The 23,469-nt window shown below is 58.9% G+C and carries 22 protein-coding genes; 13 read left to right on the top strand and 9 right to left on the bottom strand.

Going from position 1 to position 23,469, the window contains the following annotated elements; all coding sequences use genetic code 11:
- The first annotated feature begins 31 nt into the window (after positions 1 to 31).
- A complete protein-coding gene (gene porQ / locus ACYVGC_RS13750) occupies positions 32 to 1,072 on the top strand; it encodes a PorV/PorQ family protein (RefSeq protein ID WP_460584409.1) in 1,041 nt (346 codons plus the stop codon).
- 106 nt (positions 1,073 to 1,178) lie between these two features.
- Positions 1,179 to 2,618 (top strand): ATP-dependent protease ATPase subunit HslU, encoded by a 1,440-nt coding sequence (gene hslU / locus ACYVGC_RS13745; protein ID WP_460584408.1) that lies wholly within the window; start codon positions 1,179 to 1,181, stop codon positions 2,616 to 2,618.
- 93 nt (positions 2,619 to 2,711) lie between these two features.
- Here hslU and ACYVGC_RS13740 read toward each other — a convergent pair whose 3' ends face one another.
- On the bottom strand, positions 2,712 to 3,077 hold the full coding sequence (locus ACYVGC_RS13740; RefSeq protein ID WP_460584407.1) for a hypothetical protein: 366 nt from the start codon (positions 3,075 to 3,077) through the stop codon (positions 2,712 to 2,714).
- Between the two features lie 150 nt (positions 3,078 to 3,227).
- Here ACYVGC_RS13740 and ACYVGC_RS13735 point away from each other — a divergent pair, with 150 nt between their 5' ends.
- The 5 genes from ACYVGC_RS13735 to ACYVGC_RS13715 all read left to right on the top strand — a co-directional run bounded on the left by ACYVGC_RS13735 (position 3,228) and on the right by ACYVGC_RS13715 (position 9,794).
- Positions 3,228 to 3,365 carry a transposase gene (locus ACYVGC_RS13735; RefSeq protein ID WP_460584406.1) on the top strand — a complete coding sequence of 46 codons (138 nt, stop codon included), beginning with the start codon at positions 3,228 to 3,230 and terminating at the stop codon, positions 3,363 to 3,365.
- A gap of 169 nt (positions 3,366 to 3,534) precedes the next feature.
- Complete coding sequence (locus ACYVGC_RS13730) at positions 3,535 to 4,005, top strand: hypothetical protein (RefSeq protein ID WP_460584405.1); 471 nt, start codon at positions 3,535 to 3,537, stop codon at positions 4,003 to 4,005.
- Entirely contained in the window at positions 3,954 to 4,331 is a 378-nt protein-coding gene (locus ACYVGC_RS13725) for a transposase (protein ID WP_460584404.1), read from the top strand. Before ACYVGC_RS13730 ends, ACYVGC_RS13725 begins: the two co-directional genes overlap by 52 nt.
- Before the next feature lie 574 nt (positions 4,332 to 4,905).
- Positions 4,906 to 8,187 (top strand): SusC/RagA family TonB-linked outer membrane protein, encoded by a 3,282-nt coding sequence (locus ACYVGC_RS13720; RefSeq protein ID WP_460584403.1) that lies wholly within the window; start codon positions 4,906 to 4,908, stop codon positions 8,185 to 8,187.
- 11 nt (positions 8,188 to 8,198) lie between these two features.
- Complete coding sequence (locus ACYVGC_RS13715) at positions 8,199 to 9,794, top strand: RagB/SusD family nutrient uptake outer membrane protein (RefSeq protein ID WP_460584402.1); 1,596 nt, start codon at positions 8,199 to 8,201, stop codon at positions 9,792 to 9,794.
- A 109-nt stretch (positions 9,795 to 9,903) separates the two neighbouring features.
- On the opposite strand, the gene prfB is transcribed toward ACYVGC_RS13715, so the two are convergent.
- From prfB to ACYVGC_RS13675, 8 genes are all read right to left on the bottom strand, one after another.
- Positions 9,904 to 10,981 (bottom strand): peptide chain release factor 2 gene (gene prfB / locus ACYVGC_RS13710; protein WP_460584401.1). Its coding sequence is split into 2 segments (ribosomal slippage): positions 9,904 to 10,920 and positions 10,922 to 10,981, totalling 1,077 coding nucleotides; the frame shifts between segments, so codons are not numbered across the junction.
- Positions 10,982 to 11,129: 148 nt separating this feature from the next.
- On the bottom strand, positions 11,130 to 12,197 hold the full coding sequence (locus tag ACYVGC_RS13705; RefSeq protein WP_460584400.1) for a branched-chain amino acid transaminase: 1,068 nt from the start codon (positions 12,195 to 12,197) through the stop codon (positions 11,130 to 11,132).
- A gap of 61 nt (positions 12,198 to 12,258) precedes the next feature.
- Positions 12,259 to 12,819 carry an ATP:cob(I)alamin adenosyltransferase gene (locus ACYVGC_RS13700; protein ID WP_460584399.1) on the bottom strand — a complete coding sequence of 187 codons (561 nt, stop codon included), beginning with the start codon at positions 12,817 to 12,819 and terminating at the stop codon, positions 12,259 to 12,261.
- A 224-nt stretch (positions 12,820 to 13,043) separates the two neighbouring features.
- The gene (locus ACYVGC_RS13695) at positions 13,044 to 13,784 is read right to left on the bottom strand and encodes an ABC transporter ATP-binding protein (protein WP_460584398.1); all 741 of its coding nucleotides are present in this window, start codon (positions 13,782 to 13,784) and stop codon (positions 13,044 to 13,046) included.
- Positions 13,785 to 13,799: 15 nt separating this feature from the next.
- Positions 13,800 to 16,553: a tetratricopeptide repeat protein gene (locus ACYVGC_RS13690; RefSeq protein WP_460584397.1), complete on the bottom strand. Its 2,754-nt coding sequence runs from the start codon at positions 16,551 to 16,553 to the stop codon at positions 13,800 to 13,802.
- A 174-nt stretch (positions 16,554 to 16,727) separates the two neighbouring features.
- Positions 16,728 to 17,009, bottom strand: a complete 282-nt coding sequence (gatC, locus tag ACYVGC_RS13685; protein WP_460584396.1) for an Asp-tRNA(Asn)/Glu-tRNA(Gln) amidotransferase subunit GatC — start codon at positions 17,007 to 17,009, stop codon at positions 16,728 to 16,730.
- 92 nt (positions 17,010 to 17,101) lie between these two features.
- Complete coding sequence (locus tag ACYVGC_RS13680) at positions 17,102 to 17,875, bottom strand: lysophospholipid acyltransferase family protein (protein WP_460584395.1); 774 nt, start codon at positions 17,873 to 17,875, stop codon at positions 17,102 to 17,104.
- Between the two features lie 101 nt (positions 17,876 to 17,976).
- A complete protein-coding gene (locus tag ACYVGC_RS13675) occupies positions 17,977 to 18,567 on the bottom strand; it encodes an NUDIX hydrolase (RefSeq protein WP_460584394.1) in 591 nt (196 codons plus the stop codon).
- 140 nt (positions 18,568 to 18,707) lie between these two features.
- Between ACYVGC_RS13675 and ACYVGC_RS13670 the strand changes: the two genes are divergently transcribed.
- From ACYVGC_RS13670 to ACYVGC_RS13645, 6 genes are all read left to right on the top strand, one after another.
- Entirely contained in the window at positions 18,708 to 18,950 is a 243-nt protein-coding gene (locus ACYVGC_RS13670; protein ID WP_460584393.1) for a hypothetical protein, read from the top strand.
- Between the two features lie 11 nt (positions 18,951 to 18,961).
- Positions 18,962 to 19,567: a DUF4252 domain-containing protein gene (locus ACYVGC_RS13665; protein ID WP_460584392.1), complete on the top strand. Its 606-nt coding sequence runs from the start codon at positions 18,962 to 18,964 to the stop codon at positions 19,565 to 19,567.
- Between the two features lie 221 nt (positions 19,568 to 19,788).
- Positions 19,789 to 20,856 carry a Rossmann-fold NAD(P)-binding domain-containing protein gene (locus ACYVGC_RS13660; protein WP_460584391.1) on the top strand — a complete coding sequence of 356 codons (1,068 nt, stop codon included), beginning with the start codon at positions 19,789 to 19,791 and terminating at the stop codon, positions 20,854 to 20,856.
- Positions 20,857 to 21,027: 171 nt separating this feature from the next.
- Entirely contained in the window at positions 21,028 to 22,092 is a 1,065-nt protein-coding gene (locus ACYVGC_RS13655; RefSeq protein ID WP_460584390.1) for an NAD-dependent epimerase/dehydratase family protein, read from the top strand.
- A 41-nt stretch (positions 22,093 to 22,133) separates the two neighbouring features.
- Positions 22,134 to 22,868, top strand: coding sequence for a glycosyltransferase family 2 protein (locus ACYVGC_RS13650; protein ID WP_460584389.1), 735 nt, complete (start codon positions 22,134 to 22,136; stop codon positions 22,866 to 22,868).
- A 46-nt stretch (positions 22,869 to 22,914) separates the two neighbouring features.
- A complete protein-coding gene (locus ACYVGC_RS13645; RefSeq protein ID WP_460584388.1) occupies positions 22,915 to 23,457 on the top strand; it encodes a hypothetical protein in 543 nt (180 codons plus the stop codon).
- The last annotated feature ends 12 nt before the right edge of the window (positions 23,458 to 23,469 follow it).

Genomic DNA, 23,469 nt, shown 5'->3' with positions numbered 1-23,469 from the left:
TTTGTTCCGGGTCGCTCGTTACCTTCGAACTATGAAGCACTTCTCCGCGCTGCTACTATTTCTACTGCCCCTCGCCTCACAAGCGCAAATCGGGGGCCGCGCGGCCTTCCCATTTCTCTCCCTGCCGCCCTCGGCGCAGGTGGCGGCCCTGGGCGGCATGACAGCCTCGGCCCGCAGCAGCGACCCCACGCAGTTTTTCGCCAGCCCAGCCCTGCTCAACGCCGACATGGACCGCGTGGCCGCCGTAAGCTACGTGAGCTATGTAAGTGATATCAAGCAGAGTACGGCCGCCTACGCCTTCAACACCGAGAAGCGGGGCCGCTTCGGCCTGGGGCTCACCTACCTCAGCTATGGCAGCCTCCAGAGCTACGACGCGGCCGGCAATTCGCTAGGTACGTTTTCAGTGAATGAGTACGCCTTAGCCGCTGCCGACTCCTATACCAAGGGCAAGTTCACGGCCGGTATCACGGCCAAGCTGGCCGTATCGGGCATTGCGGGCAACCGCGCCGTAGGGCTGTCCGGCGATGTGGGCCTGCTTTATAAGCCTTCTGCTAAGGATTTTACGGTGGGCCTAGTGCTGAAAAATGCCGGCTACATGCTGGTGCCCTACACCGCCGCTTCCCGCGAGCCGCTGCCGCTCGATGTGCAGCTCGGCACCACCATCAAGCCCGAGCACATGCCGCTGCGCATCACGCTCACGGCGCACCACCTGCACCAGTGGAATATTCAGTATCTCGACCCCAACGCCCGCGGCACCCTCGACGCCAACAACGTGGAGGTGAAACCCAGCTTCAATTTTGGCGACAACCTGGCCCGACACTTTACGGCCGCCGCCGAACTGCTGTTGGGCAAGGGCCTGAGTTTGCGCGCTGGATATAACCACTTGCAAGCCAGAGAATTGCGATTAGATAACGTGGGCGGTGGCGCGGGCTTCAGCTTTGGGGCGATGGTGCGCATTTCGCAGTTTCAGCTCGATTACACGTACGCCACGCTGCAGGCCGCTGGTAGCAGCAATTACTTTACGCTAAGCCGCCGCTTCGGGGCGGCCCCCAGTTCATTGCCTGCGCAGTAGCTTTTTTTCGCGCAATATTTTGCCGTGGGCAAACGCAGGGTGCCGCCGGGCTGTTCTGTACCCACTGCGGGGCCCTGCGTTTGCCCACGGCGCGAATTTTTACCTTATGCTAGATACCACCTTCCTCACCCCGGCCCAGATTGTAGCTGAGCTCGACAAGTATATTATTGGGCAACACGAAGCTAAACGCCACGTAGCCATTGCGTTGCGTAACCGCTGGCGCCGCCTGCACGCCCCGGCCGACATGCAAAAGGAGATTGTGCCCAACAATATCCTCATGATTGGGGCCACCGGCGTGGGCAAAACCGAGATTGCCCGCCGCCTCGCCTTCCTGGCCGACGCGCCCTTTGTGAAAGTAGAGGCCAGCAAATTCACGGAAGTCGGCTACGTGGGCCGCGACGTAGAAAGCATGGTGCGCGACCTGGCCGAGCAGGCCGTGAGCCGCCTGCGCCAGCGCCGCCAGGAGGAAGTAAAAGTGCAAGCGGCTCAGGCCGTGGAAGATATCATTCTGGACGCCCTCATCCCGCCGCTTAAAGCACCGGGTAAAGATGGCGGTAACGCCAGCCGCAGTGGCCTGGGCTTTGGCGTGGGTATCAGCGGCGACAGCATTGCTGGCGAGGGCGAAATGCCCAGCTCCGACCAGGAATTGAACGAGCGCACCCGCGAGCGCTTTCGCCAGAAAATCCGCAACGGTGAGCTGGAAGACCGCCACATCGAAATCAACGTGGCCCAGAGCGGCCCCAATGTGGGCATCATGGGCGCGCCGGGCATGATGGACGAGGCTACCATGTCGGGCCTGCAAGACATGCTAGGCAATATGCTGCCCAAGAAGTCGCGCAAGCGCAAAGTGACCGTGGCCGAGGCCCGCAAGGTGTTGCTAGACGAAGAAGCCGCCAAGCTCGTCGATATGGACGAGGTGAAGGAAGAGGCCATCCGCCAGACGGAGAACTCGGGCATCATCTTCATCGACGAAATCGACAAAGTAGCCACCAGCAGCAGCGGCAAAAGCGGTGGCCCCGACGTGAGCCGCCAGGGCGTGCAGCGCGACCTGCTCCCAATTGTGGAAGGCTCGGCTGTGAACACTAAATACGGCATCGTCAACACCGACCACATCCTGTTCATTGCCGCCGGGGCCTTCCACGTGAGTAAGCCCAGCGACCTCATCCCCGAGCTACAAGGCCGCTTCCCCATCCGCGTGGAGCTGCAAAGCCTCACCAAGGACGACTTCTACCGCATCCTCAAAGACCCTAAAAACGCCCTCACCAAGCAGTACCAGGCCCTGCTCGCCGCCGAGGACGTGCAGCTCGACTTCGAGGACGAAGCCCTGCTCAAACTTGCCGAAATTGCGTTTGAGGTCAACAGCGAAGTTGAAAACATTGGCGCGCGCCGCCTGCACACCGTGATGAGCCGCCTGCTCAACGAGCTACTTTTCGACGTGCCTGATAAGATTGCGCCCGGCGCGCAGCTCACTGTGACGCCCCAGTTGGTGGAAGAGCGCCTGCGCGATATGGTGAAGAACCGCGACATGAGCCAGTATATTCTGTGAGTCTTGCGCTTCGCTAAGTACCAAAAAGAGAGCCCCGGCCAAGTTGGCCGGGGCTCTCTTTTTGCTTTCAATACTAAGCAATTGACAAACAAGTTATTGCACCAAGACTGCCGTATAGACGCGGCGTTCAGTATTCGTGCCATCCGTCGCATCAACGAGGAGTGAATAGGTGTTGTTGGTCCGCGTGAGAGCGGAGGCCGGTGTTGTTGGCGTAGGCAATACCGTACCAGTTCCCGCAGGGCTACCGTCGGCGGTAGCCCGCAGGCTATTGGCCGGAATAGTCACCGTGGCAACACCATTGGTTACCGGAAACGCCCCCAGGTTGTTGGTTCTGGCAGTGCCAGTTGTATAGGTGGTAGTGATATTGATGCTAGCGGTGCCGGTGGTGGCCACCTTCAACGTCAGGGTTGAGCCCATTTTGTAATCACTAGTCACTTTATCAATGGCATCGTCAAACACGATTACTAATTTTGGTGCAACCTCGTTGCTGGGGTAATCTTTTTTGCAGCCTGCCAACGCCCATATCGTCAGAAGTAGCAGAACTATATGGTAAGGGTGTAGTACTCCCCAATAGCTGGACAGTTCAAGCGGGCTATCTTAGTCAACGCCATGAGTCTCAAACATACCCGCCGTCGCTACACGGCCAAGTTTAAAGCTGAGGTGGCGCTGACTGCGCTCACTGAGCGTCAGCCCCTCGCCGAGTTGGCTGCCCAATACCAATTGGCCCCGGCCCAAATCAGTTGCTAGAAGCTGCACCTGCGCCAGCAAGCCGCCCAAGTCTTTGCCGAAGCGCCTGCGCCCGTCGCGGCGGTGCTGAACGTAGAGCCCCTGTACGCTGCCATTGGCCGGCTGCACATGGAAAACGCGCTGCTAAAAAAATGCCGGGGCCATATCAGTAGCCCAGCAACGCACCTTGGTGGCGCAGGCCGACCCGACCAGTTCGGTACAGGCCCGCTGCCAGGCCCTGGGCCTGTCGCGCAGCAACTTCCACTACCAGTCCTGCGGAGAAACCGCCTATAATCTGGCGCTGATGCGGCTGCTCGACGAGGAATTTACGCAGCATAGTTTCAAGGGTGTGCTGGGCCTGCGCGACTACCCGCGCCTGGCCGGGCACGTGGTCAATGAAAAGCGCGTGCGCCACCTAGTGCGCTTGATGGGCCACGAGCCGGTTTATCCTAAACCACGCTTAACCGTACCTGGTCAAGGCGTTACACCTTATCCGTACCTGCTGCGCGAACGCCCGGCCACCGCGCCCAACGAGGTCTGGATTACCGACATCACCTACGTGCCCAGGGCCAAGGGCTTTCTCTACCTAGCGACTGGCACTCGCGCTACGTGCTCAGCTGGCAGCTCTTCAACACGCTCGACGTGGGCTTCTGCCTACTAGCCCTGGCCGCCGCCCTGCGGGTCGCTCCGACGCCGCACATCTTCAACTCCGACCAGGGCAGCCAGTTTACGAGCCTGGCCTGTAAGCAGGCCTTGCTGGATGCGGGCTGCCGCATCAGCCGCGATTGCCAGGGCCGGGCCACCGACAACGCCTTTATCGAGCGTCTCTGGCGCACCGTCAAGTGGGAGCCCATCTACCTCAATCCCGCCGACAATGGCCACCACCTGCACCAGCAATTGCCGGCGTACTTTGCCTACTACAATCACCGCCGGCCTCACCAAAGTCTGAGTGGCCAAACGCCGGCCCAAATTTTCGCACAGCCCTAATTTATCCAACCATAACCATACTACTTAACAAACCCCGCTAACCTGCCCAGTTTTTTGGGAGTAGCACACTCCTTCGTTCATAATCCCCCTAAAATTATGAATAATCTTTCCCTATTCTGGATAAAAGTACCTTTTCGCCTAGCAAGTCTTAGGTGCACTTCGAAGCATTTGCATCGTCCGGCAGACTTTCTGCCGGTTGGTAGGATTGCCACCCGTGCTAGTAGCAACTATAAATTAGGCCACTAGCAGCCCTTACAAGCAAGGCATGCATCGTTGGGATGACGGGTCATATTAGCAACTATATCCTTGAGCAGAAGCTCATTTTAGCCACCACTATTTCTGACCCAATTATGCAAATTGGCTTTTGCTAACCTACCTTAGCTAGGTATAAGTGCTGCTACCCTGTTTTAAACCGGGACGTTATTCTTACTTCTTGCTACCTTCTAAACCCCTTCACACCAGACAGCATCGCAGCTTTTTTCAGATTTAGTAATAATGTAATAACTTGCCGACGGATTTACCTCATTCCGTTGCGTGAGATAGTCTTTTTTTCACCTTTTCCAATCTTCATAGTATGAAGCATTTTTCTTTACTAATGGTCTTTTTGCTCAGTTGCCTCTGGCATCAGGCTGCAGCACAAGACAGAACTATTTCGGGTCGCGTGACGGACCGCTCCTCCGGGCAGGGCCTGCCCGGCGTTACAGTGCTGGCCAAGGGAACTACCGTTGGCACTTCTACCAATGCTGATGGTGCCTTCTCGCTGACTGGCGTTCCGGCTTCGGCTACTGAACTCACGTTTAGTTTTATTGGCTATACTACTATTACGCAAGCTATTGGTAATGGCAATAGTATCACGGTTGCCCTAGCTACCGACTCCAAGCAGTTGGGAGAAGTAGTGGTAACTGGTGCCTTGGGTATCCAGCGCCAAGCGCAGGAAATTGGTTATGCTACCGCTACGCTCGATACCAAGGAGGTAACGCAGGCTCGCGTAAACAACGTGACCAACGGCTTGGCCGGCAAGGTTTCGGGTCTGCAAATTCAGACACTCAACTCAGGTATTAACCCCAGTGTACGTGTAACTCTGCGTGGTACTCGCTCCCTTACTGGTAACAACGAGGCGCTGATTGTAGTGGATGGTGTCATCTCTACAAACGATGTTTTGGTATCGCTCAACCCAGACGATATTTCTAATATTTCGGTACTAAAAGGTGCCAACGCCGCCGCACTCTATGGCTCACAGGCTTCGAACGGTGCATTGATTATCACCACCAAAAAAGGCAGCAACACGCCCGTCATCACGCTCTCGCAAACTTCCCAGTTTGAGTCGGTATCGTTCCTACCCAAGTTCCAGAACGAATTTGGCCCCGGTGCCAACACGTATACGTCGTCCCTGCCGACTTTCACTTCTGACAACAGTCCAGATGCTGGCTATCTCACCCAATATCAGGGCTTTGAAAACCAGCAGTATGGCCCCCGTTTCGATGGTTCCTTGAGGCCTTTTGGCGAGCGCATCAACGCCGCAGGTGACGTGCAATTGCTTACCTATGAAGCCCGCCCCGATGAGAAGCGTAAGTTTTTCAATACTGGTTACCAGGCTCAGAACGGCGTTACGTTCTCGGGCGGTGATGAAAAGACTAAGTTCTTTGCATCATACCAAAACGTACACAATAATGGTATTGTCCCCAAAGACAAGTACGACCGCAATACCTTCCGCTTCAATGCTTCGCGCGAGTTGGGTCGCCTAACGGTGGGCTTCAACGTTTCGTATGCCCAGCAAAAGGTTGATGCTACGTCTAACCTCGACCAATCGACCTCGGTATACTGGAACTTGTTTAACACGACCGTGATGGCTCCCATCACTTCTTACAAGAACTGGCAGACCGACCCCTTCGCTAACCCGAATGGCTACTACAACGCGTTCTACCAGAACCCATACTTCGTTATCGATAATAACCGACAGAACGACCGTCGCAATACGCTGCTTGGCAACATCGACTTGTCTTACAAAGTGGCCGATTGGTTGCGGGTGCAGTACCGCTTGGGTACGACGACCATCAACCAGTCAAGCTTGATTACGCAGGACCGGTACGACTACAGTTCTTACATCTCTACGGCAGTGGGTGGCCGTCGTCCTACCAATAAGAATGGCGCTACTATCCCTGGCTTTGTACAGGACTTGCGTTCCGACCTGACCCGCATCAACTCGGACTTCTTCGTGAGCATGGACAAGACGTTTGGCGACTTCAACGTGAAAGCCATCTTGGGTAATAACGTGCAGCAGTTCGATAGCCGCTACAACTTCGCTGCTTCTACTGCACTTGCCGTTCCTGGCCTGTTCAACCTTTCAAACCGCACTGGTAACCCGGTTGCTTTTGATGGCCGTGCTCAAACCCGTTCCTACTCCTTCTACGCTGACGTAACCCTGGGCTACAAGGACCTGCTTTTCGTGCACGGTTCGGGTCGTAACGACAACATCTCCGTCCTTGACCCTGCTAACCGCAGCTTCTTCTACCCCGGTGTTGATGCCTCGTTCATCTTCAGCAATGCCATTCCGGCCCTCAAAGATGCTTCTTTCCTAGACTATGGCAAACTACGCGGTGGCATCACCAAAGTTAGCCAAGTGAACTTGCCCACTAACACGTTCGGTTCTGCAGCGGGTATACCTGCTAACGTAGGTAACCTTGGCGTGTATCAGACAAACGGCGCTTATGGACTGCAGTCCGTATTCAACCCTGGTACTGGCTTCCCCTTCGGCACACAAGCTTCTTACACTGCTGGTAACGCCTTGGTGCAAGCTGGTTTGCTGCCCGAAGAAACCCGTTCTATCGAAGCTGGTATCGAGCTAAGCTTCTTGAAGCGTCGGGTAGCTGGTGGGGTTACGTACTACTCACAGAAAAGCACTGGCCAAACGATTCAATCGACCATCTCGAACACCACTGGCTACACTTCTTTGCTGCGTAACGCAGGTGAGGTACAAAACCAAGGTATTGAAGCTGACCTGACCATTACGCCTTTGCGTTTGGAGAATGGTTTGACTGTGACCTTGGGTGGCAACTTCAACTACAACAACAACAAGGTTGTCTCGCTGCCTGATGGCCTGCCCCAGTTGGCTCTCTCGACGGGTGGCAACGCTCAGCTTTACGCTATCCCTGGCTTGCCTTATCCTACGCTACAGGGTTCGCACTACGACCGCACCAGCGATGGCTTGGTTAAGATGGTAAGCCAGCCCGACCCCATCACGGGTGCCGCCCGCTACGTACCACTGAAAGCTACCGATAACATTAACTTCGGCAATACGCAGCCCAAGTACAAGTACGGCTTCAACGCAAGCATTGCTTACAAAGGCTTGACGCTGGCTGGCCAGGGTGAACTCCGCACCGGCTACGTGATTTACAACGTTATCGGGGAAGACCTCGACTTCACCGGCGCTTCCCAGCGTAGCGCTCAGTATGGTCGCCAAGACTTCATCTACCCGAACTCGGCTATCTCCAATGATGGCGGCGCTACCTATGTACGCAACACTGCTGGTTTAACTCCTGGTGGTTCGGAATTCTGGGCTAACACGTCTTACAACCGTTCGGTAGCTGAGAACTACGTTACTTCGGGCACCTTCTTTAAGATTCGTGAAGTATCCCTCAGCTACGTTGTACCTGCCACTATGTTGTCAAAAGCTGGCTTCATTAAGGGCGTTGCATTGAACGTTTACGGTCGGAATATTTTTACGTGGGTACCGAAAGAGAACATGTATACCGACCCGGAATTCAGCGCATTGGGTGGCAACGCAATTGGCCTCAACAGCAACCTGCAAACGCCACCTACAAAGTTCTACGGTGCTAGCCTCTCTGCAACTTTCTAATCACACTATCGATGAAATTATCTTTTAAGATACTTACGGCGGCGGCGCTCACTACCGCATCCACAGGGTGCTCGTCGTTTCTTGACGTTAACACGAACCCAAACAGCCTGACCCCATCTGCTGTAACGCCTAATTTTATTTTGGCAACGGCGCTAGCTACCACTGCCTCAACTTACGCATCCAGTACGGCTAGCACGCAGAACTCGCTGAACGCTTACGCAAGCTGGGCAGCTGACTACTGGGGCCGCGCTGGTGGTGTAAACGGGTACGGAGAGGAAACTACCTATACGTACTCCAATACCTTTTACCAAGGCGCTTGGAACAGCACGTACGATAACCTGAATGACTACAATATCATTCAGACGCAGGGCAAAACTGGTGGTTATCCTAACCACGCGGCTATTGCTCAAATCATGAAGGTGTTTAACTTTCAACTCTTGGTAGATGAGTGGGGCGACATTCCCTATACCAATGCATTGAAAGGGAATGCTGGCTCTACCACTCCTACTTACGACAAGGCGGCCGATATCTATCGCGACTTCATCGTGCAGTTAGATGGGGCCATTGCCGACATCAATGCCGCCGCTGCTGTAACCGGTTCACGGACGGTTGGGGGAGAAGACATTGTGTTCGGTGGCAACATGACGCAGTGGAAGCGTTTCGCTAACAGCTTAAAACTTCGCATTCTGTTGCGCCAGTCGCAAACCAACAATGCTGAGCTAACGGCCTATGTTAGAACGCAATTGAGTGCTTTGCAGAATTCTCCTGATGGTTTCATCACGACTGACGTAGTAGCACAGCCTGGCTATACCCAAAATACTAACCAGCAGAGCCCCTTCTATACTCGGTTTGGCGCAACGGCAGCAGGAGCTCAGGCTACGGAGCGCTTCTACCAGATTCCTACCAACTATATTCTGAATCAGTATACTCGCAACAACGACCCCCGCGTTTCTCAGCTGTACAGCCTAGGAGTTTCGGCTACCGGCCCGGCGTATGTCGGCACTGATTTAGGCGAACGCAGCCCTGCCTCGTTTACTGCGGTACCAACTGCTTCAAGCTTCCGCCTTGGTGGTGGCTTACTGAAAGGCCCAACTGCCCCAACCCCGATTATGCTGTTGGCTGACCAACTCTTTTCGAAGGCAGAAGCTGAAACTCGTGGCTTATTCACTGGTGGTGATGCAGCTGCCAAGACCGACTTCCAAAATGGCATCTTAGCTTCTTTCACGTTCTACTACCGCCCTGCTACTATTGCAGTTACCAACTCTACGGCTGGAGTAACGGAGTACAATACGTACATCGCTGCTAATACTGCTAATCCCTTAGTGAATTACGACCTCGCAACGGCAAACGGCGCACTAGGTAAGCAGGCGGTTATCATCTACCAGAAATACCTGGCAATGAACTCAGTTACCAGCACCGAAGGTTGGGCTGACTACCGCCGTACTGCGCAGCCGAAGATTATGGCTTCCACGCAGTCGACCTCGTCTCGTGCTGACAAGTTGCCTACTCGCTTGCTGTATCCGCTTACTGAGGTGAGCACTAACGCTGCTAACATTCCAGCTGGCGTTACGCAGTTTACACCCATCTTCTGGGATGTGGTTGACTAAGCTATCAGCGAACATTTAACACAAAAAATAAGGGCAGCCCAATTGGGCTGCCCTTATTTTTTGTGTTAATCTATCAAGCAAAACTCACCTAGCTTCTAACACTAACTACCTAACTCTGCATCAAGAATCCTTTGATGTACTCGTCCAAATCGCCATCCAGCACGTTTTGCACATCGGTGCGCTCTATACCGGTGCGCAGGTCTTTGATGAGCTTGTAGGGGTGTAGTACGTAGTTGCGAATCTGGGAGCCGAAGTCGATGCGCTTTTTGGTGGCTTCCACTTTGTCGCGCTCCAGGTTGCGCTTATCCATTTCCTGTTGGTAGAGGCGCGACTTGAGCATGCGCAGGGCGTGCTCCTTGTTCATCAGCTGCGAGCGCTCAATTTGGACCGCGATGATGATGCCGCTGGGTGCGTGGGTGAGGCGCACGGCAGTTTCGACCTTGTTCACGTTTTGGCCGCCCGCGCCGCCGGCCCGGAAGGTATCCCAGGAAATATCGGCCGGGTTGATGTCGATGACAATGGTATCGTCAACCACGGGGTAGGCAAACACGGAGGCGAACGACGTGTGCCGCCGGCCGCTGCTGTCGAAGGGCGACATACGTACCAGCCGGTGCACGCCAATCTCGCTTTTGAGGTAGCCGTAGGCAAACGGCCCGTCAATCTCCAGCGATGCCGACTTGATGCCGGCCCCTTCGCCGGGCTGGTAGCTCAACTGCTTTACGGTGAAGCCCTTGCTTTCGCCCCACATGATGTACATGCGCATGAGCATTTCGGCCCAGTCCTGGCTTTCGGTGCCGCCCGCGCCAGGGTTGATGTCGATGATGGCCGCTAGCTGGTCTTCCTCGTCGGAGAGCATACGCTTGAATTCCAGGGCCTCTACTTTGGCCTGGGTGGCATCGTACTCCACCTGGATTTCGGCTTCGGTGGCCTCGCCCTCACGGAAGAAATCGTAAAGGACCTCGGTATCCGCCATGGCCTGCTGCACGGCCTCGTAGTCGTCGGTCCAGGTTTTGATGCTCTTGATTTCCTTGAGCTTTAGCTCAGCCGCCTTGGAATCGTCCCAGAAATCGGGCGCCATCGTTTCGGCTTCGGCCTTGACTACCTGCTCTTTACGGGTATCGTAGTCAAAGATACCTCCTCAGGGCCTCTGCGCGGCCCCTCAAGTCCTTTATATGGTCTTGAGTCATAATGGTAAATGGGTAAGTGAGTAACTGAGTAGCTTACCTCAACGGCCAACTCTCACCAGGCAAAGGTCGGCATGAAAAAGGCGTTGGCCTTTGCTGCGTGGTACGCGCAGCAAAGGCCAACGCCTTTTTTTACTCATCTACTCAAGTACTAACTTACCACCACCATCCAGTTGTGTGGGTCGGCGGCCTGGCCGGTGCGAATGGCATCGAGGGCGGCGCTGGCTTGGCGCGAGAAGGCGTTGTCGGCCACGGCGGGCAGGTCGTAGTCGCGGCCCTCAAAGCCGATGGTGGCGATGGGCGCAATAGTGGCGGCCGTGCCTACGCCGAAGGCTTCTTGGAGGCGGCCAGCGGCCAGGGCCTCCAGCACTTCCAGGCTCGATACCTGGCGCTCCTCCACGGTCAGGCCCCAGTCGCGGGCCAGTTGGAGCACCGAGCGGCGCGTGATGCCATCGAGGATGGAGGTGGAGATGGCAGGCGTAACTACCTTGTTATCAATGACAAATATAATATTCATCGTGCCCGACTCCTCTACGAATTGGTGGGCCGAGGAATCGGTCCAGATGAGTTGGTTGTAGCCTTCCTGCTGGGCAATGCGGCTGGGCAGCATGGCCGCGCCGTAGTTGCCCGCGTTTTTGGCATAGCCAGCTCCGCCGGGGGCGGCGCGCACGTATTTCTGCTCGAAGCGCACGCGCAGGGGCTTGTTGTAGTACACCCCTACCGGGCAGGTGATGACACCGAAGTGGTAGGTTTCGGAGGGCCGCACGCCCAGGAAGCCATCGGTAGCAAACATGAAGGGCCGCAAGTAGAGCGCCGTGCCAACGGCCTGGGGCACCCACGCATCGTCGAGCTTGATGAGCTCGCGCAGGCCGTGCATAAATACGTCTTTGGGGACGGTAGGCATGGCCATGCGCTCGGCCGAGGCGTTGAGGCGCTGCCAGTTGTCGAGGGGCCGAAACATGGCTACCTGACCGTTGGTCTGGCGGTAGGCTTTCATGCCCTCAAAAATGGCCTGTCCATAGTGCAGCGCCGAGTTGGCGGGGCTCACGGCCAGTGGGCCGTAGGGCACGATGCGTGGCTGCTGCCACTCGCCGCCAATAAACTCGACGGCCAGCATGTGGTCGGCGAAGAGCTTGCCAAACTCCATATTGGCGGGGTCGAGCTCGGCAAGGCGGGACGCGGAGGTGGGCTGCACGTCGAGGGCGAGGGTATCAAACATAGAATGAGGTACTAAAAACGTTGGGAACTGGCTAGCTTACGCCGGCCGGCCCCCAAAGGTACTAGGTGCGTTCGACGCGGGGCTTCCACGTCACTTCGGCCACGCCCAGGTCTTGGGCCATAGCCCGGCTGAGCACAAATAGGTAGTCGGATAGCCGGTTGAGGTACATCACCACCAGGTCTTCAACCGGTGCCTCCTCCCCCAAGTGAATGACCAGGCGCTCGGCACGGCGGCACACGCAGCGCGCCACGTGCGCAAACGACACGGCCTGGTGCCCGCCGGGCAGCACAAACTCACGCAGCGGCGTGAGCACCTCATCCATGCGGTCCATCTCGGTTTCGAGCAGGGCCACGTCTTCGGGGTGCAGGTCGGGCAGGCGCTGGCGCGGGTCCTTGGCCGGGTCGGTGGCCAGGTGCGAGCCGATGGTAAACAGGCGGTCCTGGATTTCCTTGAGCAAGTCGCGGCGCGGCGCGTTCACTTCCTGGTCGCGTAGCACCCCAATATAAGAGTTTAGCTCATCTACCGTGCCATAGCAATCAATGCGCAAGCTCGATTTGGGCACCCGCGTGCCACCAATGAGAGAAGTGAGGCCTTTGTCGCCGGTTTTGGTGTAAATCTTCATTGCAGATTCTTACTGATTTTACGGATGCAACAGTTGACGCCGCGCTACGGCTAGCTGGGCAGCGTTTTTTTTGTTGGGATAGGCACTTTAGAACGTTATGCTGCGCGCAGTAAAGCCGCGCGCTTGCATCGCCGGAAGGTTGATACACTACTTATACAAGACGCTTCCTATTACCAGACAATATACTTAACCATCTCATAAACAAGCAGTTATTTATCTTCTAATTAGCTTGATAAAGAATTGATGGCTGGGCTGGCAACGTTGTGGTTTACCTCGTCGGTTTCGATGAGACCGTCGCGCAGGCGCACGATGCGGTGGGCGTAATGCGCGATATCCTCCTCGTGCGTTACCATGATGATGGTATTGCCTTTGGCGTAAAGTGCTTCAAATAAGCCCATTATCTCGTAACTGGTTTTAGAGTCGAGGGCACCGGTGGGTTCGTCGGCCAGCAGCACGCTGGGGGTGTTGACGAGGGCGCGGGCGATGGCCACGCGCTGGCGCTGGCCGCCGCTGAGCTCGTTGGGGCGGTGACCGGCGCGGTCGGCCAGGCCTACCGAGCGCAGGGCTTCGAGGGCGCGCTCGTTGCGCTCACGCTTGCCCAGGCCGGCGTAAATGAGCGGCAGGGCTACGTTTTCGAGCGAGGTAGAGCGCGGCAGCAGGTTAAACGTCTGGAAAACGAAGCCGATTTCCTTGTTGCGCACTTCGGCCAGCTGGTTGTCGCTCATGCGGCTCACGTCCTGGCCGTTGAGGATATACTGGCCCTGGGTGGGCGTGTCGAGGCAGCCCACAATGTTCATGAGCGTACTCTTGCCCGAGCCCGACGGGCCCATAAAGGCCACGTACTCACCACGTTTGATATCAATACTCACCGAGCGCAACGCGTGGATGTGCTCGGTGCCCATCACGTATTCCTTGGCGATGTTGGTGGTCTGGATAACGAAGGGCGTGAGGGTCGCAGGGGTCATGGCGAGGGAAGAAAATTAGCGAGCAGGTACAGGCGGCTGGTCAAACGCCGCGGAGGCCGCCGCGTGGGCCGCGCGGCGCTGGGCAAATTGCGTTAGCAAGGTAGCGTACTGCGCGGGGCCAAGGCGCGGCCGCAGTTGGTCGAGCGCCGACTGGCCGAGGTCGGCTAGGCCAGCATCGGCGGCGGCCAGCGCGTAGGCTTGCAACAGCGCCAGGGAAGTGGGGTTTTCGGCCAAGCCCTTATTGAGCGCGTCATAAGCTTCGGTGTAGGCTTTTTGCTGCGTGAAGAAGCGCGCCGCGGCCAGCACGGCCGCTTCGTTGAAGGGTGCCTGCTGCACCAGCGCCTGGTAGCGGCGGGTGGCCTCGGGCAGCTGCCCGCTACCAGCGGCGCGTTGGGCACTGGCCAGTTCCTGGCTCCCAGTCGGCTCTATTTTTGGCTTAATATTCACTAAATCAACACGTTGCAAATATTGACCCAGCGTGGCCGCGGCGGCGCGCTGGGTGCTGTCGGCGGCCAGCCGGCGGTAGGCCACCTGGGCTGAATCAGCTTGGCCGGCCAGGGCCAGGGCCCAGGCACGCGGCAGGCGGGCATCGGTAGCACCGAGCGCGGCGGCCTGCGCCAGCTGCGTAGCGGCTGTGGCGTATTGCTGCTGCTGCAACTGCCACATTCCCAGCACATATTGGTAGTAGCCCGCTGTGGCCGTGGTGCCCACCGCGAGCGGGGCAAGCGTTTGGCGGGCAGCCAGCTCCTGGCCGGCGGCATGGCGCAGTAGGGCTTGCAAAAACAGTAATTGCTCGTAGTAGGGCGCGTTGGCAGGGCGTTCGGCCAGCTTGGCCAGCCCAGTTACCTGGTGCCGGGCCGGGCCGGGCTGCCGGGCCCGCGCGGTGAGCAGCGCCGCCTGGTAAGCGTGGGCGAAGGCAGCGGCATCGAGGTCAGCATCTGCAATGGGGGCTGGGGCGGCGGGCGTGGCCGTGCGCAATTGCAGCAGCTCCTGGTTGGCCAGAAGGGCGGGCTCGGTGGCGGTGGGCTTGGCGCCGGCGGCCAGCTTTTGGGCGGCCGAGTCCAGGCCTTGGCTCAGCAAAAAGCCCAGCTGGTTGGTGCGGCCCACGTAGCTTTTGGGCTTTAGCTGCTCGGCTTTATCAAGGTAAATGGCCACCGAATCGGTGAGGGCCGAGCGGGTAAACAACTGGGCCAAATCGGACGTCAGAGCCAAGCTGCGCGGCGTGGCGCGGCGGGCCTGGCGCAGCACTTCCAGCGCGTCCAGAAAGTCGGCCGGGTCGCTGAGTAAGGAGTTGAGGCGCAAGCTAATTTTTTCGTCGGGCTGGCGCGACAGAGCGCGGCGCAGGGCATTCAACTCGTTTTGGCGCTGGCCGCGAAAGCGGTAGAGCGCTGCCCGGCCCAGCTGCGCCGAGCGGTTGAAGCGGGCCAGCACGTCGCCGCTTTCGGCGTAGTAGCGCTCGGCCAGCAAGGCCAGCGGTAGGTTGTCGGGCTGGCTCTCGCTTTGCTGGCGGGCCAGGTCGCCGAACTGGTTGTACTGGCCGGCCTGCACCAGGTCGGCCAGCGGCCAGCCGTTGCGCAGCTCCAGCAGCAGCAGCGTGGCCAGCGCCATGATATACACGGTATAAAACGGCAGTCGGCGCGGCTCAAACACCACCCGATGCACCCGCAGCCGCTGCTGCAACAGTCCCCCAAAGTTGATAACCACGTACAGCAAAAACGCCGCCCCCAGCAGCCCCAGCGCCCGCGCGCTAAAGCCGCGGGCCGCCGCCAGCAGCGGCGCATTGGCCGTGGCCAGGGCGTAGCCCAGCGCTGCCGAAGCAGCCGCCACCAGCAGCCAGTACAGCGGCCGGGCCGCCACAAACGGCAGCCAGCCCCCATACGTGTTTTCGCGCTGGCGCAAGCCCAGGCCGCTTACTACCACGGCGGGCAGCAGCAGTACCAGCGGGTCGAGGTGCAGGCCACCGGCCAGGGCCAGCGAGTCGCCATTCCACCAGTATAGCCCCAGCGCGCCCACGTAGAGCAGGCTGGCGGCCACAAAGGGCAGCAGGCCAAACCGGCCTTCGGGCCGCTCGGCCTGGGTGTTGAACCACAGCAGGGCGCGCACGTTTTCGAGGCCCACCCACAGCACCAGCGCGGCCACCAGCACGGCGCTGGCCGGCGTGGCGTAGGCCGCCAGGTGCAGCGCGGTTTCGGCAAGCGGCAGCTTGGTTTTGAACACAATAAGGCCCACCAGCGCCGCCACCAACGTCCCAAAAATCACCACCCGCCACGCCACCCGCACCCGCTCGCCAAACGCTTGCAGGCCCAGCGCCGCCGCCCCTAGCCCGCCCAGGCTCAAGTAGAGGAAGTATTGGCGGCTACTCGAAAAAATGCCCAACGCATCGGCGTTCAGCGCTAATAGCAGGAAGATAACCGGCACCATGCCAGCCAGAAAAGCCGGCCGGCGCAGCATGCTCACCACTGCCAGCCAACCGGCCAGCGCCAGCGCCAACACGCTCAGCCACAGCGCGGCGGCCAGCGGCTGGGTGTAGGGCCCACCCATGTCGTGGGTAAGCGTGGTGATGAAGCCGCTCACGGGCAGCGGCAACCGCACCGGGCCTACCGCCACCGAGTCGAGGGTGAGGGGCACCGGGGCCAAGTGCGGCACCAACTGCACGGGCAACACGGCGCTTTCGCCCGCAAAGTAGTAGTACACTGCGCCGGCCAGGGCCAGCAGCGCCAGCAACAAGGGCAGCCCTAGCTGGCGGCGCAGGTGAGTAAAATCAGGCAAGGAAATCGGGAAAAGGAAGTATTAAACTGTGCAGCAAGCAGAACGTCATGCTGAGCACAGCAAAGCATCTCGCTCGCGCCGTTGGGTTGGTAATCCAATGAAGCGGTAGAGATGCTTCGGCAAGCTCAGCATGACGTTCTGTATTGTTCTGTTCTGTAATGAGTTGCTCCTACGCTAATCCAGCACCTTGGGCACGCGGAAGTAGTCGGAGTCCTTGCGCGGGGCGTTGCGCAGGCCATCCTGGTGGCTGATGCTGTTACTGGCCACATCGTCGCGCAACACGTTGATTTCGTGCGATAAATGCACCAGGGGCTGCACGCCTTCGGTATCCACTTTTTCGAGCTGCGCCACCCAATCCAGAATTTTGTTGAGGTCGGTGAGCATCTGGCCCTCGCGGGCGGGGTCAAATTCGAGGCGGGCCAGGTGGGCCAGGCCGCGTAGGGTTTCGGTGTTCATATGGGTAAATGAGTGATTAAGTAGCTGAGTAAGAAACACTGAGGCAACAAGTGGGAGTTGGTAAAGAGAATTTACTCACCTACACTTTACGCTCAGCGCCAGGTGCTAGCCTCCGGAATGCCGCGGCCTTCGGGCACGAAGTCGTCGGCAATTTGGGCCATCACCTTCGCTTTGAGGGCGGGCACGTCGGCGTCGGTGAGGCCTTTGGTTTCGATGGCCGCGTGGAAAATAATGCGCAACGGCGCGTAGCGCACCCGCAGGCCTTTGACGGAGGGCATGAATTTGTGGTTCAGAGGCATACTCACGGGTACGATGGGCACGCCGGTCGCAATGGCCAGCTGAAACGCCCCATCCAGAAAGGGCTGAAGCTCCTCGCCAGGCTTGGGGCCGATGGTGCCCTCAGGAAACAAAGCCAGCGGCCGGCCTTCTTTGAGGCCCTGCCGCGCCAACGCCATGGCCCGGCCCCGGCCCACCGCGCTGCGGCGGTTGATGGGGATGTAGGCTTTGGCAAACATGGGGCCCCACAGCGGCACTTTGGCCAGCGAGTCCTTGCCCATTATGTTGAGGTAGCCCGGAATGGTGTGAAAAAGCACCATTATGTCCACGTAGGAGCCGTGGTTGGCCACGTAGATGCAGGGCTGCGGCACGGGTGCCTGGCTTTCGCGGATTATTTCGAGGGGCACGCCCCACATAAAAATGGAGAACTTAGCCCAACCCCGGTTAAAGCCATGCCAGTACCGGAACCACTCGGGGCGGCGCATGAGCACCCACTGCACGGGGTAGCCCACGAAAAACGGCACCACAAACCAGAACGTGGCCCAGGTAGTGTAGAGGCGATGGCCGAGGTAGCGCAGAAAAGCAGGCATAGGGCAAATTTACGGTAGGCAGTTGGTGAATGAGTGAATGGCGAATGCGTGAATGCGTGAGTTAATTTGCCACCTCTCGCATGCACGCATTCGCCATTCACTCATTCACCAACTATCCGGGCCGCCAGCACTTTCTCGGCCTTGAGCAGCCCCGCCACGCTGATGGCATCGGTGATGCGGTCGCTCATTACCAGCTCGATGGCCTGGGCGAGGGGCAGTTTCCAGAGGCGCAGGTCTTCGGTTTCTTCGGGCTCGGTGTCGCCCTGGGTTAGGCCTTCGGCCAGAAATACGAAGCCTTCCTCATCGGTAACGGAGTTGGAAGTGTGCAGCCGGGCTAGGTGCGTCCAGCGGGCGGCGAGCAGGCCGGTTTCCTCGCGCAGCTCGCGCTGGGCCGACTCCAGCACGTCGAGCTCTACGGGGCCGCCACCCATCGGAATTTCCCAGCAGTACTCGTTCAGCGTGTAGCGGTACTGGCCCACCAGCCACGTATTACCTTCATTATCAAGCGGAACAATGCCAATGGCTTTGTTTTTCATCGACACCACGCCGTAGATGCCCGCCCCGCCCTGGGGGTTGAGCACCTGGTCTTCGCGCACCCGAATCCAGGCGTTTTGGTACTTTGGCTCCGAGCTCAGGGTTTGCCAGGGATTGTGGGTTTCATCGAGGTCGGCGGGGGGCTGCGTGGGTGTCATAGGCGAAGAAAAGCGAGCGGAGTGCCCGCAAAAATAGCCCGCGCCCCGCCGCCGCCCCGCCCCAACCCCACGCCAAGCCGGCGCGTATTACGTACCGAAGCTCGGCGGCTACTCACCATCCGGCCCCCGGCTCAGCGCTTATGGCTGATAAGAAGCCCACCCCCGCTCCTACCGAAGATTCGCTGCTCAACCTCAAGTTTGCCCAGGCCGAAGCCGACCTGGCTCAGAAAACCGGCGGCCTTGGCCCCATCACCAACGAATACATCTCGACGGATGAGGACGACGAGATAGCGCAGGCCGAAGGCCCGCGCGACAGCCAGGGCCAGCGCCGCGGCGAAAACGACGACCTCGTAAAAGGCGGCTCGGCCGGCGCGCACAGCTAACCACAGCCCCCATGCACTTCCTCGATACCAGCCCCACCAGCCACCGCCCCCTGGGCAGCCGCCTGGGCTTGCAGCTGCTCGCCCTCGCCATTGCGCTGGTGCTGCTGGGTGGCTGCCGGGCCAGCGGGCCCGGCACGCCGGCCCGCACGGTAGCGGCTTTCTTTTCTAAGTACCGCGACCGGCCGGGCTTTCGCACCACCGAGTGGTCGGCCGACTTGCTCCAGCGCATGGCGTTGGTGCGGGTAGGTAAGCTACTCGGCGGCAACGACTTGACCAACGCCATCACCGGTATTCGCACGGCGCGGGTCATGAGCTTTTTGCCCACCAGCGGCAGCGCCCAAAACCTGGTGCGCGAGGGCCTCAACGGCGAAGTAAGCGGCCTGCTGCAAGCCGAGCGCTACACCCCACTGGCCAGCAACGCCGCCGGCGCTGCCCCATATACTTACGTGGTGAAAGCCAACGGCGACCAGGTGAGCGAGTTGGTAGCTACCGGCACCATGCCCGATGCGCTCGGTTCGTTTGTGCTGGTGCAGGTACAGGGCAACTTCACCCGCGCCCAGGCCGACGCGCTCAGTAAGGTGCTGCCCGAAGTGGTGCAGCAAACCGCTGGTAAGTAGCCTATTGCATTTGGTTTGTATTCAACAAAGAGAACGTCATGCTGAGCTTGCCAAAGCATCTCTACCGCGCCATGAGGATTAGTATCCCTAGCGGCGCGGTAGAGATGCTTCGGCAAGCTCAGCGTGACGTTCTTTTTGGAGGCCACTCTCTGGCCTTTTAAGCCTAACTCCCACCCCGCAGACGCAACTTTGCACTACGTTTTACTTAGCAGCTGGCTGTTTTGACTTCTTTTTTGATTACGGGCGGGGCGGGTTTTGTGGGGGCCACGCTGGCCCTGCGCTTCAAGGCGGCTCACCCCGAGGCGCGCATTATTGCGTTCGACAACCTCAAGCGACGCGGCTCGGAGCTGAACTTGCCCCGCCTGCGTCAGGCGGGCATCGAGTTTGTGCACGGCGACGTGCGCAACCAGGAAGACTTCGACGCCCTCCCGGCCGTGGAGGTAGTAATTGAGGCCTCGGCCGAGCCGTCGGTACTGGCCGGCCTCACGTCAGCGCCTGATTACCTGGTGAATACCAACTTACTGGGCACCGTGCACTGCCTGAACTACGCCCGGCGGCACGGCGCGGCTTTCGTGTTTTTGTCCACCAGCCGGGTGTACCCCATCAACCAGATTGAGCAGATTGCCCTCACCGAGGGTCCCACGCGCTTCGAGGTAGCCGCCGCGCAGCCCATGCCCGGCATGAGCGCCGCCGGCCTGGCCGAGAATTTCCCCCTGGAGGGCTACCGCTCGCTCTACGGCGCTACCAAGCTGTGCTCAGAATACCTCATTCAGGAGTACCACCACTTTTACGGGCTGCGCACCATCATCAACCGCTGCGGGGTGCTGGCCGGCCCCTGGCAGATGGGCAAAGTGGACCAGGGCGTGGTGGTGCTGTGGGTGGCGCGCCACTTTTGGCAGCAGGGCCTGGGCTACATCGGTTTTGGCGGCACCGGCAAGCAGGTGCGCGACGTGCTGCACGTCGATGACCTATACGACTTGCTGGAGCTTCAGCTGGCCGACCTGGCCCGCCACGGCGGCCAAACTTACAATGTGGGCGGTGGCCGCGCCGGCAGCGTATCGCTGCAAGAGCTCACGGCGCTGTGCCAGGAAGTAACCGGCCACACGGTGCCCATCCACGCCGAAAGCGAAACGCGGCCGGCCGATATCGCCCTCTACCTCACCGACAATGCCCGCGTAACGGCCGCCACCGGCTGGGTGCCGCGCCGCTCAGTGCGCCAGTTGGTGCAGGACGTGCACGCTTGGCTACAAGCCAATGAGGCCGACTTGAAGCCCATTTTGGGGATGTAGCGTAAGCTTCAGCTTGCGAGCGCGCGCAGCGAGCAGGGGACACCGGGAGGCGCGCACGACGACGCTCGCTGCGCGCACTCGCAAGCTGAAGCTTACGCTACACGCAGGTACACCACGCTGCACGCGCTGGCCGCCGTTCTTTTTACCTTTGAGGGTATTTTATAAGTTTGAATGAAAGTTGCCCTCATTACCGGGGCCGGCGGCCTGATTGGCAGCGAGGCCGTGGAGTTTTTCAGCGATAAGTTTGACTTGGTGGTGGGCGTCGATAACAACATGCGGCGCTATTTTTTTGGCGAGGCGGCCTCTACCGACTGGAACCGGCAGCGCCTGCAGGCCGACTTTGCCAACTACCGCCACCACGCCGCCGATATCCGCGACGTGCCCGCGCTGGAAACGATTTTCCGAGAGTACGGCGCCGATATTGCCCTGGTGGTGCACACCGCCGCGCAGCCCAGCCACGACTGGGCCGCCCGCGAGCCATTTACCGACTTCAGCATCAACGCCACTGGCACGCTCAACTTACTGGAGATGACCCGCTTGCATTGCCCCGAAGCGGTGTTCATTTTCACTTCTACCAACAAAGTGTACGGCGACAATCCCAACTTGCTGCCCCTGGTAGAGCTAGAAACCCGCTGGGAAATTGACCCGGTGCACCACTACCACGCCCTCGGCATTGACGAGCAAATGAGCATCGACCACACCACGCACTCGGTATTCGGGGCCTCCAAGGTGGCCGCCGATGTGCTGGTGCAGGAATACGGCCGGTATTTTGGGTTGAAAACGGCCGTTTTCCGCGGGGGCTGCCTCACGGGGCCGCGCCACACGGGCGCGCAGTTGCACGGCTTTTTATCATACTTGATGAAGTGCGCCATCACGGGGCAGCACTACACGGTGTTTGGCTACAAGGGCAAGCAGGTGCGCGACAACATTCACGCCCACGACTTGGTGAGCATGTTTTGGCACTTTTACCAGGCCCCACGCCCCGGCGGGCAGGTGTACAATGCTGGCGGCGGCCGCTTCGCCAATTGCTCGATGCAGGAGGCCATCGCGCTGTGCGAAACCATCACCGGCAACCGCATCAGCCACTCTTATTCCGACCAAAACCGGGTGGGCGACCACATCTGGTACGTGAGCGACGTGAGCCGCTTCGCGCTGCATTACCCCGGCTGGCAGCCGCAATACGACCTGGTGAGTACGCTCACGCAAATATTTGAGGAACTGCGCGTTAGAAACTAAAATCATCCGTCCTTGCGAACGCATTACAACTACCTTATTACATGAAGCTTAGCGTCGTTATTCCGGCCTACAACGAGGAAGAAAGCATCGGCGAGACGCTGCATACGCTGTACGCGGCGCTGGTGGCGGAAGGAATAGACCACGAAATCGTGGTTACCAACGACAACTCCAAGGACAATACCCTGGCCCGGCTGGAGGCGCTGGCCCTGGACATTCCGACCCTCACCGTGTACACCAACCCCGGCCCCAACGGCTTCGGCTACGCCGTGCGCTACGGCCTGGAGCGCTACCAGGGTGACTGCGTGGCCGTGATGATGGCCGACCTCAGCGATGACCCCGCCGACCTCGTGCGCTTTTACCGCAAGCTGCTGGAGGGCTACGACTGCGTGTTCGGCTCACGCTGGATACGGGGCGGCCGCGTGGTAGACTACCCGGCCCACAAAAAGACCCTCAACCGCGTGGCCAACACCATTGTACGGGCCGCGTTCCGGCTGCGCTACAACGACTGCACCAACGCCTTCAAACTCTACCGCCGCAGCACCATGGATGGGCTCAAGCCCTTCCTCTCGCCCCACTTCAACCTCACCCTGGAGCTGCCCCTCAAGGCCATTGTGCGGGGCTACTCCTACGCCGTGCTGCCCAACTCGTGGACCAACCGCAAGTATGGCGAGTCGAAGCTGAAAATCAAGGAGATGGGCAGCCGCTACTTCTTCATCCTGGTGTATTGCCTGATTGAGAAATACTTCGCGCGGGGCGATTTCAAGAAGGCGAATTGAGCGGCTAACCGACGCGTATCTTGGTCGAGATTTTAATGCCTGACCTATGCGCAAATTAGTACTCTTTGCAACGCTTTTTTCGTCACTGGCCGCCTGCCATAAATCGGACGACGGCCCGAGCCTCGATTTTGGGGCGGGCGATGGCTTCTCCTACCGCGATGGCAGCAACTACCCGGCCGGCGCGCAGGACCCGACCGACTGGACCACCGATGCGACCTGGAGTGAGCAGGAAAAAGCGCTCTTCGCCGACGCAAAATTTGACCTGAACGCGGCCCAAACAACTGACTTTACACAGTCTAACTGGCTGTATCCTAACCCGGCCGCTCAAAGCAGCTGGTTGGTTAATGCGCGCAAAAACGCGGCCGGCGGCAACGCACCTTTCACGTGGATGGCCGTCATTGTGCGGGGTGATTTTCAAGTAGCCCAGCGCTTTCCGGCCGCCGAAGCCCCGAGTGGCTACATCGGCAGGGGCTTCGATTATGCCCAGCTTGGGCTGCACCCCGGCGAACGGTATCGCCTGTATTACGTGTTCTACAATAACGCGGGCCTGCTTTGTAAAGGCCACGGAGATATTCGCTACGACAAGTAGCGGGAGCTGAGC

It is taken from the genome of Hymenobacter arcticus, from assembly GCF_054779975.1.
This window is presented reverse-complemented; position numbering and strand designations above follow the sequence as displayed.